A 14,468-nucleotide genomic window follows, 5' to 3' on the forward strand; every position below is an offset into this window, starting at 1 on the left:
GATGCCGTTAAGTCTGTAGTTGGTGCATCTTCTCCATAGCCGAATTGCCCAGTACGGCTACACTTGAAGCTATTTATTTGGTTACTGGGTCATCCAAATGAGCGAACGGTGAGAAATGTCTTCATTCGAGACTCAATACTGGTTCGGGCCTATTGGCAAACCCGAAGATGGAAAGCTGATGGAACACGTTGTATGGCACATTAATGATGTCACGCTTGACGCATTTAAAGACTTGAGAAGCGCAAAGAAATACGATGTCAATGACGTAACCAAGCTGCTCGATTGGTTTAATAAGGCTCAAAAGTTATGGGGTATCTATGAAATAGTGCGTCGAGCCATCATTAGGTATTCTGAGCAAATAATAGCTAAGTACGACTTGGAGTGAACTCCTCGAAAAATTCACTACCATTAATTAGGCTTGGAGTTCGTTTATGTTACTGAAAGAGTGTTCTCGTGCGATTCTCTAGCACGATAAAAGTCCAGGCTTGTCAGAGTCATCCTCCTGTTTTGCGGGATAACGTTACAGATAAGCGTGTTAGACCATTAAGTATGGTTGAATAAAATGAAACACCTACCCGTCCAAAAAGGGAATCTTCCCCAAAAGGGAAATCCTCACCAGTTAGTAGTAAGGCAACATCTTTTCCCAAAACGTAGCATAGAAAGGTATTGCGGTAAAGATGGTGGTGTTGACATTTTGATGTTGCGTAACCAGAAACGACTGTCAGTTAAACCGGAAAATAATGTATTTTGTGTTCAGCGTCTTTGGGATGAAAGGGCTGAGAAAGGATATGGCAAAAAAATCGAAGACGAATTTCAAGCAGTTGTAGAACGAGTTTTACAAGGCGCTCACTCTGACTCTGTTTCTGATGCTCAAATATTGACTAATTTTTATTGTCTTTGGAACATTCGGCATCATTGGTCAAAATTTCAAATAGACGATAAGGATTTAGGGGGTAAGCCAGAGCTGTCACTCACAACTGATGACCAAGAAAGCCTAGAAAAAGCACACATTGTATGTCCAACAAGCAGCGGGGAAATCCCAAGTAGAACACTACGTGGATTGCATATGCAATCAAATCTATATGCTGCCATAAAAGAAATGTCAGGTATTGAATGGGGAGTATTATCCACTTCAGAAGGAGAGTTCTTGGTGCCTGATAATTTCTCTGAGGCACGCATCATACCAGTAAATCCAGACGTCTGCTTTGCTGCGGGATACAAGTCGCGGCAGATAGGGGTGCTTAGTGTCAGTCACATTAATTCGCTTGCACTTGCCAGTGCAGAAAAGTATGTGTTTGCTAGAGATATTGCCAAGTGTCCTCTTCTAACTAACAATTCACTGGATCAGGCGATTGGTTAAGGCAGGACTCCCAATCAGTTTAAGTGCGATCGCGCATCACCATAGCTTGAGTTGACGCAAGGAAACCCAACATATACTTCTGCTTTGCATATACCCCAATATGAGCGATAAGCTCTTCGAGCATAGCTTCGCTTACCGCGCCTACCTTCCATCTCACTTCAAGCGTTGGGCTTCGTTTCGAGTTATCTGCCACCGATGAGTTTAGCTGTTAGCGTTCCAAGAATGCGATCGCGGTTAGGTTGAGATTGTGGGTAGACAATCAACCTTGAATCGGCCTTAGATGTGGGTACTCATCCTGAGCAATGATCGTCATGGTAAATTGATGAAGTAAGTCCTACACGGTGTTTCAGGCTATGAACTTCAGTGATGTAATCGAGGCAATCAAAAGCCTCTCCACAGAGGAGAAGCAAGAAATTCAATTGCTACTGAGGCAGTATCTGCGGGAAGAGCGCCGTGAGGAAATATATGAAAACTTTGAAACAGCACGAGTAGAAGAGCAAAATGGCGAACTGAAATTCTCCTCTGATATTAATGCGCTGAGACAGTTAATAGAGGAGTGATAGTAGAAATTACTTTTAGTTCCTCATTCCGTCGTGCTTTCAAAAAGCGAATCAAGGGAAATTTAGATTTAGAAGCAAGATTTTGGCAAAAAGTAGAGCAATTTACTATAGACCCATTCGAGCAAAGCTTGAAAACTCACAAATTGTCAGGCCAGCTCAAGGAGCTATGGAGTTTTACCGTGGAATACGACCAGAGGGTGTTATTTTACTTTACTGAGGATGGGAATGCTGTATTTGTAGATATTGGTAGCCACGACGAGGTGTATTAAAAAACACGATCGGCCTATAAGCAGTCTACGTCTAACCTTTCTACACCAGACATTTCACTGCAAGCATTAAACTTTGTTTCGGGGTTATCTGTCGCTGATGAGTTTAACTCTTAGCGTCCCAAGGATGCGATCGCTTACGCCAATACCAAAGGGTATGGCTTGCTTTCAGGATGAAAAAAGAATTTTTTCCATCCCCTTGACAATCATGTATTGTATTTGTAGTATGTAAATTAAGGCAAACAAATCAAACCTGTTTAATACGCTTTGCCAACCAGCTTTTAAGGAGGTGTCTAAAATGGTTCACATTCGTTTTGAAGGTCGTTCCTACGACATCGCAGAAAATCAACTGGGTGTGACGGCTGGAATGAACGACAAAGCCGTTAAGGAACGCCTCGCCCAGCATTTTGATGTTAGACGCGATCGCTTAGAAACATACGTTATTGAGCGTCGTCCTAGCGGCGATCTAATCATCCGTCCAGAAGCCGTATACGGCTAGATAAAAACTTTCACTCCGTGTCCCGATAGAAGAAGCATACACTCTTTTCGTAAGTATAACGGCCCTAAGGTAGCGATGTTCGGGCGACCGACTAGCGAAGCATTCTAAGTCTCACGTTAGATGAAGTTTGCGCGTCCACTGCCAGCGGGAACTCTGGTAAGAACGGCAGATGTGAAATAGCTTTTTCGACTTGCATGGAGCAACCTTTTAAAACCTTTTCCCGCGCCCTAATTTGTGAAGCATACACACATTACCGCTACGACCGGGGAGGTAGTGGGTACTCTTCGAGAAGGCTTCGCCTACGATTCCCACCAGCTGCATTAAAAGCGGCTGTAGCTCAATGGATAAAGCGCCAAAGTGAAAACAGCTTTGCTAACTTGTGCGGGATTAAAAATTACAAATCGTGGGTATCGATGGCACGCGCCCCGACTTTTGAAGCATACAAACTGGTAACGTTCGGGAAACCGAATTGTAGGTTCGATTCCTACCCTCTCCGCCTTTTGGAGAGGTGTAAAAAAAGCTTCTTAGACTTGCATGTAGCCTCTCATATTTCTCCACAAATGCAGAGAAAAATATCCACTTCGCACCCTAACTGAGAAAGCTTACATACTAACTCTGTGGTAGAGTGATCGACTCTTAATCGATAAGTCGGGTTCAACTCCCGAAGCAGCTTTCTGAACTTGTGCGAGGTGACAATTTTTTCAAAAACAGATTGCCAACTAAATAGTGTCTTTTATGGATACTCAGCTTTAAATTTTGTGTTCCGCACCCTAACGTGAGAAGCATACACACATCCGCCTGATAAGCGGGAAATGTAGGTATGCGCTTACGCGCAGGCTACGCCAACGATTCCTACCACTGCCAAGTAGTGGCAGTGTAGAGTAACGGTAACTCTCCAGTGAATAGCTTTTTAAACTTGTGCGGGACACTGATTATTTCTAATTCTCAAAATTCCCACTACGCGCCCTAATCGATAAAGCTTACATACTAGCCGAATTGGTACAGGCGCTTGACTCATAAGCAAGGTTATGCAGGTTCAAATCCTGCGTATGAACAAACAGCTTTCTCAACTTGCGCGTAGTGTCAATATTTCATTTCTAATTATGAGGAGGAGTATAACAATGTCTGTAAAAACACTTGATATTTTAGAACAGTTGAAATCTTTAACGCTAATTGAGACTGCTGAACTGGTTACGCAAATTGAAAATACTTTTAGAGTTGATGCTTCTCCTCGCCAGTGGACAGTGATTACTGAGGAAAAAGAAGACAAGTCTGAAAAACCACAAATACAAACTGAGTTTGATGTGGTTCTGGAGGAAGTTCCTGCTGATAAGAAGATTGCAATTCTCAAAGTTGTAAGGACTTTGACAGGATTGGATCTGAAAGCAGCAAAAGATTTTGTTGAGTCAGCGCCGAAAGTGATGAAAGAAGCGATCGCTCTCGCGGACGCCAACGACATCAAGCAACAGCTAGAGGCAGCAGGCGCAAAAGTTACTCTAAAGTAATGGCGGTTGTGAAATACCAATCAGTCAGTGAGATAGAAAGTCTAATTGCGGCATTCGAGAATTGCACCCTGCCACGAGACGAGTGGGATCATCATGCACACTTAACCGTTGCAGTATGGTATCTCACTCGTTACTCGGAGGCGGAAGCGACGAATTTAATACGCGATCGCATCCAGCACTACAACAAAGTGCGTGGCATCCAAACCAGCAACGACAGCGGCTATCACGAAACCATCACTCTATTTTGGATTCGGATAATCGGTAGATATCTGCCGATTGCAAGGCAAGATTTTTCCATCGTAGATATTGCGAATGAGTGTATCAAAAATTATGGAGACAAGTCTTTTCCTTTGCAATACTACAGCCGCGATCGCTTAATGTCTTGGCAAGCTCGAATAAGTTGGACTGAACCGGATGTGAAACCTTTAGATTAGCAGGGATGACACTCTCTTGCTTGGCGAATTATAATGGCAGTTGTCGCCGCGCCCCAATCGGGTGAGCTTACATACCTACAAAAAACCAAATGGTGCGTACATAGGTTAGTACGCTGCAAGCCTGAGACCTATAGCAGGCATAAATAAAGCTCTCCCAACTTGCGCGGCACCAAATTACTTGCGTGCGACATCTGCCTCCTCAACACTTCAAGATGAAATGGAGGTAGTTGCAATGAATACACTAGAACGCGACTTGCGTTTGGAAATGCTCAATAGTCTGCTGACTACGCCACACCGGGAACTCGGTAAGGTCGCAGAAGTGCATAAGATGATGGTGGAACTTGACCCCATCTTTTACGGACACCTGGCTGTATGGTATCAGCGTCAGGGTGATGTGCGCGACCACAAGGAAGTTTTTGTCGGTAATTTGCTGACTAGCAGCTTGAACGAACATCGGGGTGCGGGTTTCATGATGCTACAGGAATTTCCACCTTATCAGGTGGCGCGGATTGTAGACTTTATGAAGCAGCATCAGCAAAAGTTACCGCGTTCGGCGCGGACTGCGGTACGGCGTTATTTGCAGGAACGGGAAAAGAATGCTGCGTTTTTTGATCGCGCAGCGGTGCGGGGACGCAAAGCGATGAAGCATCTGTATGCAAGTTTGCATATTAAGCCAAGCGATCGCGCTAACGCCGTACTATTCAAAGATGCACCGCCTGAAGATAGTCTTGCGTTTGCACTCAAGCAACTTGCAAAAGCAGAAACACCAGAAGCACAAGCACAACTGATTGCAGAACACAAAATTCCTTACACTGTCGCTATTGGTGCGGTGAAGGAAGTAACGCCAGAGGTACTGATGGCGCTGGTTAACGCCATGTCACCGCAGGAGGTCATCAATAACCTTAAGTCGCTGCAAGCGCGAAGTGCGATGGAAAACGCTGAGGTGAAGGTGTTGATTGATGCAAAACTGACAGAAGCGCAAAGAAGCGATCGCGTGTCTGCATTCAAGGCGATGAAAGCCGCAGGTGTCGCCAATGTCGATGATGCAACTGTGGCGCAGCTAGAGCAAGTTGTTAACGAACAGGTGAAAAAGCGGGGTAAGATTACCAAGTCTACCGCCTTGTTTGTAGACAAAAGCAGCAGCATGACTGAGGCGCTGGAAGTCGGAAAGCAAATTGCAGCTTTGATTTCTGGCATCAGCGAAGGCAATTTGTTTGTTTACGCTTTCGACACCAAAGCTGTTGAAGTAAAAGCACAAGGTAAAGCACTGTCAGATTGGGAAAAAGCTTTCCAGAAGTTGTTTCCGGATGGTTGCACTAGCATCGGTGCATCGCTGGAAAAGATGCGGCAAAACAAACAGTCGGCAGAACAAATCATCATCGTTACCGATGAAGGCGAAAACAACGCTCCTTTCTTCAACACAGTTTATCCCCGATACTGCGAAGAATTAAAGGTTGTGCCGAATGTAATTATTGTCAAAGTCGGCAATCATAGCAACTACTTAGAAAAACAATTGCAGCAATCTCAAGTTTCGCTGGAGACATTCACCTTCGCAGGTGATTACTACTCATTGCCAAACTTGGTGCCATTGTTGTCTCGTCCATCTCGTCTTGAGTTGTTGATGGAAATTCTAGAAACACCATTGCCAGTGCGAGTTGATAACTAGATCGGCTCAATTGTAGCGTCATAGTAGCGTGATAAAACCTAACCTCCAAATCTCTTTCCCTTGTAAGGAAGGGGAATCAATTTTTACAGCAAGCAGAAACCCAGGATGATACTACTTTTATTCGGGCTTGGCGTAAGTGGGTAAGGGAGAAACTGCGGGAAAAAGAGGTTCGGTGAGGATGCGATACCATAATTGCTGAGTAAAATTCTGGAAACAACGCTATTATTATGGCAAAAAATTAGTTAAAATTAATTAATGATAGGTTTGGTCTATCCTACTTGATTAAACAATAGCAGCTACCATCAGGTTAATAACTCTCATTATAATTTTTTCACATAAAAATGAATACTTTGAGTAATAACGATTTCGTCTTAAGGCTTGAGGAAAACGCCAGAGATTCGCTTGTACATGCCGTCGAACACTTCCTTGCCGAAGAAAGACCTACTGATCTCAAGTACACGGTTCTCCACGTCTTCCACGCCGCAGAATTGTACCTCAAGGCTCGACTAGCAGAGGCTGGTAAGGAATTGATTTATCAAAAAAATAAGGTGGAAGTTGACGGTCATACTGTTAATTTCAAGGAACTGAAAAAACGTTTACGTAAAGTTGGCGTTGATTTGTCGGCTCAGGATGAAATTGATCTAAATTTTCTCCAAAAGGTAAGAAATTCCATTGAACACCACGAGTTCGCAGGTAATCGTGAGGAGATTGAAGAGTATGTTGGTCGGTCTATATACTTTTTAGAAACGTTCCTTCAACAACAACTGAATATTAACCTTAAAGAAAAACTCGATGAAGTTGACGAAGAAATCTATCCAACGCTGTCGAAAGCCCAACTGTTTTATATAAGACGTATGGTGGAAAGTGGAATATCGCTATACCCCAAATACAAGGAAATTGACCACCAGTTCTTTTCCTGTGAGATGTGCCGTGATTCAATGGAATATGAAGAAACAATTGTCTTCCCTGACCCAACCACAACGGACAATACAGTTCATTGCTTTTGCTGCCAAAGGCGCTACTTTGTCGGATTCTGTGTAAACTGTCCTAAGGTAACGCTTTCACTAATAGAACCAAGCAAAGTCGGTATTCAAGATATTGATGAAGACCTTGATGAAAATGAGGACGGAAGGCTTTGTGATAGGTGTATAGAGGAAATAGCCGAACGTGATTATTAGAGCCTTGGCGAATAGAATTCGCAGCTACACAAACGAAGTCCGCCTTCGCGGACTATCGGAAAATTGAGATATTGAAACCCGCGCACCATCCAGGTTTAGCCTGTGTAGCTGCGGTTTCAACCGCCCAGTCAACTGAAACCCGCAAAGGCGGGTTTAGCCCGTGTAGCAGCGGTTTCAACCGCCCAACTTAAAATAAATTATTTAGGAGTCAATTCCCAAGTAGAAATAGTTGATTTCTGTCGGTGGTGAATCGCCTGGTTGCGGATGTAATCAGCCACTTTATCGATAGCATCATGGCTGACAGTAAAAGCCCCGTAGCTGCCTTGCCATTTAAAAAATTCACTAGGTTTAATTTCGTGAGTAATTAGATGAGAAGAACTACCTTTAACTTGTTTAACTAAATCAGATACAGCCAGAGTAGATGGGAAACTTGTCAAAAGATGGACATGATCTTCAATACCACCAACAGCGATCGCTGTGCATCCGAGTTGTTTGCACTGTCCAACAATGGCTGCATAGATTACCTTCTGGATATCCGGCGTAATTAGAGGCAATCTATCCCAAGTTGCCCAAACACAATGGAGATACAATTGCGTGAAATTCGACCTCATTTGTCCTCAACCTAAATCTGCAAATTTTTTCAACACGATTATCGCATTTAGTCCGCGAAGGCGGACTTTGTTTGTGTAGCCGCGAATTCCATTCGCCAGGTATTTTTTTAACTAAGAGAAGCGAGACTAATTATGAAAAAAGCTCTCAATCATGTTGATGTTTGCTTTGTAATTGATACAACTGGCAGTATGGGTAGTTTCATCCAAGAAGCGAAACAGCAATTGTTAGATACAATTCGTCTGTTGTCAGCTGACAGTGATATCGATTTGCAAGTCGGTTTAGTAGAATACCGCGATCACCCTCCACAAGACACGACTTTTGTAACTCGTATTTATCCGCTGACTGCAAAGTTGCAGGAGATGCAGAAGAACATCAACAAACTAGAAGCTAATGGTGGTGGAGATCATCCGGAAGCTGTTTATGATGGCGTTCAGGATGCGGCTAACCAGATGAAGTGGAGACGCAACAGTTGTCGTTTCATTCTGTTGGTGGGTGATGCGCCGCCACACGGGTTCCACGCAGATCGCGATGCTGAGGGCTTCACGCATACCGATCCGGCGCGATATCCTAATGGTTTAACAGTGCAGTCGGTAACGGCGGCGGCGGAGAATCAACGGGTGACGGTTCATGGGCTGTGCATGGGAGGCGATCGCGCTACGTTGCAGTCGTTTACCGCGATCGCACTTGGTACGGGTGGACAATGTGCCTCTGTGCGCAATGCTAAAGATGTTATCAGTCAGATGGTAACTGTGCTAACTAGCGAATTCCGCAACTTGGAATTTGACGGTAAAGTATTAGATACGGTACAGCGTCTTGGTTCTCTAGATGTCAGCGCTACTGCTGAAACTCTCGCTTGTCCAAGACTGCAAGTTGCATCTGCGATCGCGCGACTTGGAAAGCGTGGCTTTTTAGCGGCATTAATTGTCTAGGTAATGCTTGCGTGACCTAACCTTGTAGAGCATACATACTTTAGTACGAGAGGAACAGTAATAGTGGCTTCGACTTGAGCGAAGCAGCGAACGTGGGAGGAAGGAGCGAAGAACCTGGGAGGTAAGCGATTAAGTAGCTATCCTTTAAAAAGTGTGTAATAACTAACCAGCGGAGTTCCTTTTCTGATTGCGATCGCTTTGCTCTATTAACTTGCACGCAAGCAATCCCTAATATATATAATTAATGGCAAAACAACGACTCGACACATTATTAGTAGAACTAGATTTATGCGCCTCCCGACAGTTAGCACAACGGCTAATTCGGGCTGGGGAAGTAATGGTAAATCAGCAAGTAGTTGATAAGCCGGGAACTGAGGTAGAAACCGAGGCGCAAATTAAAATTAAAGAGCGATCGCGTTTTGTTTCCAGAGGCGGGGAAAAACTTATCCATGCTTTAGATGAATTTGGCATTCCTGTACAAGATCGGATTTGCTTAGATGGTGGAATTTCCACTGGCGGCTTCACTGACTGTTTGCTGCAAGCTGGGGCAAAAAAAGTTTACGGGATTGATGTTGGTTACGGACAAGCTGACTGGAAATTACGCAGTGATGAGCGGGTAGTTTTGAAAGAACGGACTAATCTGCGCTATCTCACACCAGAGGAATTGTACGGTGATGAACAGCCAGCAGATTTAACGGTTGTAGATGTTTCGTTTATTTCCCTAACCAAAATTCTTGATGCTTTGTGGCAATTAACACAGCCTCCTAGAGAAGCGGTATTGCTAGTAAAGCCGCAGTTTGAAGTTGGGCGCGAACGTGTTGGTAAAAAAGGCGTAGTACGAGATACTGACGATCAGGCAAATGCGATTTTTCAGGTATTGCAAACAGCCCAACAATTAGGATGGAATTATCGCGGCTTAATTTGGTCGCCAATAACTGGCCCTGCTGGGAATATCGAGTATTTGTTGTGGCTAGGAATGGAGAACGCTACACCAGATATAGACTCCACCCCTGTTAATCCACAGGGGCCTAAGCTGAGCTTAGAGGAGATTAAACAAATTACTCAAGCTGCTGCATCGCACTTTCGGAGTAATTTAAAATCGTAAATTTTTCTGTCATCTTTGTTACTGTTTCTCTAGATTCAGGTGAAATGAAGACAGAAGCATTCAGAGGGCGATCGCATGAGTACCGAAGAACAAGCACGGGGATTGATGGCACAGCACCGTCAACACAAAGAACACTTGCATGATTCGATGTTAAGTCGTGCGGAAGCGGCGGAACCCGAAAACGCCCACACCCAGGAACAGGCGCGAGAATTGATGGCGCAGTACCGTCAACATAAGGAACACTTGCACGATTCGATGTTAAGCCGTGCGGAAGCTGAAATTGGTGTTCCCCAGGAAACTACCGACACTTCTCAGTAGCAACGCTTGTTTCTAAATTCTGATCAAACTAGCCTTTGCGTTGGCAGGCTTTGTTTTGCTTCGGGGCATGAATCTATAGCCACAATCTTAGTCGTTTGGCATTCCCAGGTTTTGCTGTAATTCCTGGCGCAAGCGATAGAGAATTGTATTTGGTTCCACTTGGCTAAGAATCTCTTGAATCACAGTATTAGCTCCCAGTTGTCCCCAGGTGCAGCCTTGTTCTAGATAAGCCTGCGCCGCACGACCGACCGCGTAAGCTCCGTATCCGGCGATACCAGCTTGCGCGATCGCAGCGGAGCCATAAGCAGTAATATTAGTTGCATTCTCACCACTAGCGACAGCAGCAGCACTCTTCCCCAACCCAAAAACGATACTTGTACCGAGTTCACCCAGCAGCAAGCCACCAGAACTCAATAGAATTGTTTTCAGAAGCTTACCAGCTTCATATCCAGTCATGGGAAGACCGTACAACCTCGCTAGAGAGCGGATGAGAGCCAAATCCGCCACCGTTCCTCCCAAAACGTCCAAAATAGCAATAGGATTAAGGGCAACGGCGATAGCCTTGTATCTGACGAAACTCCAAATCAGCTTTTCTGCATCAGCGTCAAGCGCTGCTACAGTTTTTTCGGCAATATTCGCCTCAGCAACTCTTGCTTGAACTAAAGCATTTAGAGCTAAAAGCGATCGCCCTTCCCGATTTAAAATATTCAAAATCTTCTGCTTCAACTCGTCTACTTGTGGCGGCGGCGTTTCCCATTCATAACTTACACGACCATCAGGCCATTCAACGCGCACTGAAAGCGGTGCAGGTTCCGCCGCCACCATCACAATTTCATCCTCTTCTAGAGGCCTGGTTAATTGCGTCTCCAAGCTACCAGCACCCAGTTGTTGCAAATTGCGATAAATTGTTTTTCGGTCTATCTCAGGATATAAATCTATCTTGTTAAAGACCAAAATTAACGGTTTCTGAGTTTGGCGCAATTCGCAAAGCGCCTGATATTCAGTTCGCGTGATGTCACCAGAAACTACAAACAAAATTAAGTCAGCTTGACGCGCTACACCCCGCGCCATTTCTGCGCGTGCTTGTCCCTGAATTTCATCCAATCCAGGCGTATCAATTAACTCCACCTGCACTTTACTATTAGTGCTAGGTGTCCATCGCACCGACCGAGGCCACTGAGTCACGCCATTGAGGGGGCCTGTTTGCAGAATCTTTTCTCCCATCAAGGCGTTCAAAACCGCCGATTTACCGCGACTAACTAAACCAAAAGCAGCAATGTGAATAACGCTAGAGTCTAGCTTTTCTAAACTATTCGTCAAAACTTCTAGTTCAGTTTGCAACGCTGCTGTCGGGGAATGGGGTTTTACCCGTGCTTTGGAAGAATACCAGGATAGCGCTTGTCGTAAACTAGCACGAGCGCGGTTGATGTGAGTTTCTTGCAGGTTGGTACGTGCTGGCTTTGTCTGACGGTCAGCAGCTGCATTAGTTTGGGACGATTGAGGATTCAAGGCTACATAGAACCAGAGGCTACAGATCCATTTTCGTTTAATTACAGTTCGGATGCGATCGCTCTTGATTGGGAAAGTATACAATCAAGAGCGCATTTCTACAGATCAAGTGCAAGAAGCGATCGCGCGATCGCTTACTTGCTGCGTGTAGCTATTAAAGCAGATGATTCCCACAGATGTATTCAACTCAGCAACCCAGCAGGTTACTTACTCCACTCCACAAAAGTAGGTTGTACCTTTGTACCCTTCGCCGTTACCCCACTAAATGAGGCGGAAGCACCGGGGGGAACAGTTGCAGGTTGAGCCAAGATGAAGCCATTATCTATTAGATTGCCTTTGCGATCGCGTACTTCATAATTGACTTTGATATTTTGCGCTGTATCGCCAGTTTGATTAGTAACTCTTCCCTCTAGCAAATTACCATCATATTTCACATTACTGATAGGCATTCTGGCAGCTTCAGCATCAACCGCGCTTAGCCTTGGTGGATTAATTGAAGGGGTATTTTGTTTGCACAAATCACCTAAATTCACAGTTCTGCCATCAGCAGTTTGCATATAGCAAGCTAATGAATCAGTCGGTGATTGTGCAACCAACCCAGATGCAGTGAAAAAAGAAAGTAATAACAATGATATAATTGTTGTTAAGCGCCCAAGTTTTAGCATAATATTTTTTACGTATTATTCATATCTTGCACTATTTTAAATAATCTGGAGGCTGAGCCTGGTAACGAGAATTAGCCTGCTTTCGCAGGCTTTGTTTGTGTAGCGCCAGACTTTAGTCGTCGGACACTTTTTCTTAAGGTATTGCCAGCCTCCGATTAACACGGCGACGAGTTCTAAGAGTATCATCTATTCTGGCTTTCTGTGCCGCTGCACTAGCTGTCAAACCTAAATCTTGCATAATTCTCCAAGCAGCAAGTTCACCAGTTGCACAGCCACCTTCCATGTAACCTTGCGCCGCCAAAGAGCAATGTTCGCCAGCAAAAAAGAGATTGCCTACACGCTCTCTTTCTGCACCAGCAATTGTACTATATTGCCCGACTAACCAACAGGAATAAGAACCACGACTATAACGTTCTCCAGGCCAATAAGCTCGAATTGCTTCGCCTTGTCGCTTAGCAGTAATTCCGGGGAAAATTCGCTCTAATTGCGGTAATAATATTTGAGCTTGAGTTTCCGGAGTTCCACTCCCCAAAGCTACACCGTTGCGTCCGCCTGTATAGTTAGTTATGAAACCGCTAGTACCAGGGGCGTAACGAGTTGGTTCCCAGCTAGATTGAAATCCTAAATCTGTATATACTGCTGCGGTTGAATTATAGCGAGTGCGCCAGATTCTTTCCTGGTAGGCTGTGATTAATTTAGAATTAGTGCCATAGCCTAATTGAGCGATCGCTAACTTTTTCGCAGGCGGTAAATCAACAGCTAGGGGAATTTGTCGCAGGACGCTAAAAGGCAACGTTAATAAAACTCGCTCATAAATACGATCGAAAGCGCTTGCTCCTGAACGTAAACTTACTTGGTAGCGACCATCAGGAAGGGTGCGAATTGCATCTAAGGCTGTCCCTATTTGAATAAAAGGTGATAATCTCGCCGCAAGTCTTTGGGGAACTTGTTCGTTACCTCCAACGACATGAAAACGTTCATCACTGAACCCGTAGACGCTAAAATCTTTTGGCAAAGGCTCATAAAAGAAAAATAATAAATTTAAACAAGATTGTTCTTCTGGTTCTCTGCCATATTCTGTGGTGTAAGCTAACCGAATCATCTGCCGTAAAATTGGGCTGATTGGTGCAGAGTCTAAATATTGAGCGATTGAGGTACGGTCTAAATTAAGTCCCGCCTGATTGTATGATTTGTAGGTGACTCCATCGCCAATTGCTGCTAAATCCTGAGATATTTTCTGCGCCAAAGGTACGAAAAAATTAGCAACATCGGTGAGAGTATATTTTGTTCCTTGAAAATACCAAGTTTCTCCTACTAACCCGCGATCGATAGGTTTCAGGTTAATGGCGGTTAAGCCGAGTTCGCTGACAAGACGGCGCATGAAAGTATGACCGGAGTCGATAAATTCTCCGCCGAGTTCTACGGTGGTAGCGGTTCCGGCGGCGTTGGGTAAACTCCGCATTCGTCCGCCGATGCGGTTGTTCGCCTCGACAATATCCACAGGAACGCCAGCTTGAGACAAGCGGTAGCCAGCGATTAAACCTGCAATTCCTGCACCTACAATTAACACTTTAGAACCACTAGCTACTGCAACGGAATCGCGATCGCGTCCCAATGCGGCTGCACCCAGTGCTGAAGCTGCTGCTAAACCTCCATAAAGCAGGCGGCGGCGAGATATTTTTTCGGCGAACATATCGCGGACTTCAGCGGTAGGAATTCCACTGTTGAGGGAAGTTTGAGCGATTTTGTAAGCGCGATGCAGGGTTTCCAGCAGAATAGACCTAGCCATTTTTTGTCAAGTGTGGCAAAGTGCTTTAACAATATATCCTCAGCAAGATGTATTGTCATGTGCAAAAGACGAA

At 44.7% G+C, this 14,468-nt stretch carries 16 protein-coding genes and 1 tRNA gene; 13 read left to right on the forward strand and 4 right to left on the reverse strand.

Features of this window, described 5'->3' with window-relative positions:
• Positions 1 to 115: 115 nt before the first annotated feature.
• From H6F74_RS01820 to H6F74_RS01865, 10 genes are all read left to right on the forward strand, one after another.
• On the forward strand, positions 116 to 385 hold the full coding sequence (locus H6F74_RS01820) for a hypothetical protein (RefSeq protein WP_190435418.1): 270 nt from the start codon (positions 116 to 118) through the stop codon (positions 383 to 385).
• A 177-nt stretch (positions 386 to 562) separates the two neighbouring features.
• The gene (locus H6F74_RS01825) at positions 563 to 1,360 is read left to right on the forward strand and encodes a hypothetical protein (protein WP_206756281.1); all 798 of its coding nucleotides are present in this window, start codon (positions 563 to 565) and stop codon (positions 1,358 to 1,360) included.
• Positions 1,361 to 1,713: 353 nt separating this feature from the next.
• Positions 1,714 to 1,920 (forward strand): hypothetical protein, encoded by a 207-nt coding sequence (locus H6F74_RS01830; protein ID WP_190435423.1) that lies wholly within the window; start codon positions 1,714 to 1,716, stop codon positions 1,918 to 1,920.
• A complete protein-coding gene (locus H6F74_RS01835; RefSeq protein WP_190435697.1) occupies positions 1,920 to 2,189 on the forward strand; it encodes a type II toxin-antitoxin system YafQ family toxin in 270 nt (89 codons plus the stop codon). Before H6F74_RS01830 ends, H6F74_RS01835 begins: the two co-directional genes overlap by 1 nt.
• Positions 2,190 to 2,484: 295 nt before the next feature.
• Complete coding sequence (locus H6F74_RS01840; protein WP_190417924.1) at positions 2,485 to 2,685, forward strand: hypothetical protein; 201 nt, start codon at positions 2,485 to 2,487, stop codon at positions 2,683 to 2,685.
• 981 nt (positions 2,686 to 3,666) lie between these two features.
• A tRNA-Met gene (locus H6F74_RS01845) sits at positions 3,667 to 3,737 on the forward strand.
• 69 nt (positions 3,738 to 3,806) lie between these two features.
• Complete coding sequence (gene rplL / locus H6F74_RS01850; RefSeq protein WP_190435426.1) at positions 3,807 to 4,190, forward strand: 50S ribosomal protein L7/L12; 384 nt, start codon at positions 3,807 to 3,809, stop codon at positions 4,188 to 4,190.
• Positions 4,190 to 4,624: a hypothetical protein gene (locus H6F74_RS01855; protein WP_190435429.1), complete on the forward strand. Its 435-nt coding sequence runs from the start codon at positions 4,190 to 4,192 to the stop codon at positions 4,622 to 4,624. Before rplL ends, H6F74_RS01855 begins: the two co-directional genes overlap by 1 nt.
• 232 nt (positions 4,625 to 4,856) lie before the next feature.
• The gene (locus tag H6F74_RS01860) at positions 4,857 to 6,290 is read left to right on the forward strand and encodes a hypothetical protein (RefSeq protein WP_190435432.1); all 1,434 of its coding nucleotides are present in this window, start codon (positions 4,857 to 4,859) and stop codon (positions 6,288 to 6,290) included.
• A gap of 341 nt (positions 6,291 to 6,631) precedes the next feature.
• Positions 6,632 to 7,468, forward strand: coding sequence for a hypothetical protein (locus H6F74_RS01865; RefSeq protein WP_190435435.1), 837 nt, complete (start codon positions 6,632 to 6,634; stop codon positions 7,466 to 7,468).
• 197 nt (positions 7,469 to 7,665) lie between these two features.
• Here the strand turns inward: H6F74_RS01865 and tnpA are convergent, their stop codons facing one another.
• Positions 7,666 to 8,079, reverse strand: coding sequence for an IS200/IS605 family transposase (tnpA, locus tag H6F74_RS01870; RefSeq protein WP_190435439.1), 414 nt, complete (start codon positions 8,077 to 8,079; stop codon positions 7,666 to 7,668).
• Positions 8,080 to 8,211: 132 nt separating this feature from the next.
• Between tnpA and H6F74_RS01875 the strand changes: the two genes are divergently transcribed.
• From H6F74_RS01875 to H6F74_RS01885, 3 genes are all read left to right on the forward strand, one after another.
• Complete coding sequence (locus H6F74_RS01875; protein WP_190435442.1) at positions 8,212 to 9,009, forward strand: vWA domain-containing protein; 798 nt, start codon at positions 8,212 to 8,214, stop codon at positions 9,007 to 9,009.
• A gap of 244 nt (positions 9,010 to 9,253) precedes the next feature.
• Positions 9,254 to 10,114: a TlyA family RNA methyltransferase gene (locus H6F74_RS01880; protein WP_190435446.1), complete on the forward strand. Its 861-nt coding sequence runs from the start codon at positions 9,254 to 9,256 to the stop codon at positions 10,112 to 10,114.
• A 75-nt stretch (positions 10,115 to 10,189) separates the two neighbouring features.
• Complete coding sequence (locus tag H6F74_RS01885) at positions 10,190 to 10,432, forward strand: hypothetical protein (protein WP_190435448.1); 243 nt, start codon at positions 10,190 to 10,192, stop codon at positions 10,430 to 10,432.
• Between the two features lie 87 nt (positions 10,433 to 10,519).
• Here the strand turns inward: H6F74_RS01885 and H6F74_RS01890 are convergent, their stop codons facing one another.
• The 3 genes from H6F74_RS01890 to H6F74_RS01900 all read right to left on the reverse strand — a co-directional run bounded on the left by H6F74_RS01890 (position 10,520) and on the right by H6F74_RS01900 (position 14,395).
• Positions 10,520 to 11,875, reverse strand: a complete 1,356-nt coding sequence (locus H6F74_RS01890; protein WP_199300762.1) for a GTP-binding protein — start codon at positions 11,873 to 11,875, stop codon at positions 10,520 to 10,522.
• Between the two features lie 269 nt (positions 11,876 to 12,144).
• A complete protein-coding gene (locus H6F74_RS01895) occupies positions 12,145 to 12,498 on the reverse strand; it encodes an FxLYD domain-containing protein (protein ID WP_206756282.1) in 354 nt (117 codons plus the stop codon).
• Positions 12,499 to 12,739: 241 nt separating this feature from the next.
• Complete coding sequence (locus tag H6F74_RS01900; protein WP_190435456.1) at positions 12,740 to 14,395, reverse strand: NAD(P)/FAD-dependent oxidoreductase; 1,656 nt, start codon at positions 14,393 to 14,395, stop codon at positions 12,740 to 12,742.
• Positions 14,396 to 14,468: the final 73 nt, after the last annotated feature.

The organism is Trichocoleus sp. FACHB-90 (assembly GCF_014695505.1).
Taxonomy (GTDB): Bacteria; Cyanobacteriota; Cyanobacteriia; order Cyanobacteriales; family FACHB-T130; genus Funiculus; species Funiculus sociatus.

Excerpts from the sequence above, each read along its gene's own strand:
- H6F74_RS01820 (WP_190435418.1), top strand. The coding sequence starts at position 116 with ATGTCTTCATTCGAGACTCAATACTGGTTCGGGCCTATTGGCAAACCC.
- H6F74_RS01855 (WP_190435429.1), top strand. The coding sequence starts at position 4,190 with ATGGCGGTTGTGAAATACCAATCAGTCAGTGAGATAGAAAGTCTAATT.
- H6F74_RS01865 (WP_190435435.1), top strand. The coding sequence starts at position 6,632 with ATGAATACTTTGAGTAATAACGATTTCGTCTTAAGGCTTGAGGAAAAC.
- H6F74_RS01900 (WP_190435456.1), bottom strand. The coding sequence starts at position 14,395 with ATGGCTAGGTCTATTCTGCTGGAAACCCTGCATCGCGCTTACAAAATC.
- rplL (WP_190435426.1), top strand. The coding sequence starts at position 3,807 with ATGTCTGTAAAAACACTTGATATTTTAGAACAGTTGAAATCTTTAACG.
- H6F74_RS01895 (WP_206756282.1), bottom strand. The coding sequence starts at position 12,498 with ATGCAAACTGCTGATGGCAGAACTGTGAATTTAGGTGATTTGTGCAAA.
- H6F74_RS01875 (WP_190435442.1), top strand. The coding sequence starts at position 8,212 with ATGAAAAAAGCTCTCAATCATGTTGATGTTTGCTTTGTAATTGATACA.
- H6F74_RS01885 (WP_190435448.1), top strand. The coding sequence starts at position 10,190 with ATGAGTACCGAAGAACAAGCACGGGGATTGATGGCACAGCACCGTCAA.
- H6F74_RS01860 (WP_190435432.1), top strand. The coding sequence starts at position 4,857 with ATGAATACACTAGAACGCGACTTGCGTTTGGAAATGCTCAATAGTCTG.
- H6F74_RS01880 (WP_190435446.1), top strand. The coding sequence starts at position 9,254 with ATGGCAAAACAACGACTCGACACATTATTAGTAGAACTAGATTTATGC.
- H6F74_RS01830 (WP_190435423.1), top strand. The coding sequence starts at position 1,714 with ATGAACTTCAGTGATGTAATCGAGGCAATCAAAAGCCTCTCCACAGAG.
- H6F74_RS01840 (WP_190417924.1), top strand. The coding sequence starts at position 2,485 with ATGGTTCACATTCGTTTTGAAGGTCGTTCCTACGACATCGCAGAAAAT.
- tnpA (WP_190435439.1), bottom strand. The coding sequence starts at position 8,079 with ATGAGGTCGAATTTCACGCAATTGTATCTCCATTGTGTTTGGGCAACT.
- H6F74_RS01825 (WP_206756281.1), top strand. The coding sequence starts at position 563 with ATGAAACACCTACCCGTCCAAAAAGGGAATCTTCCCCAAAAGGGAAAT.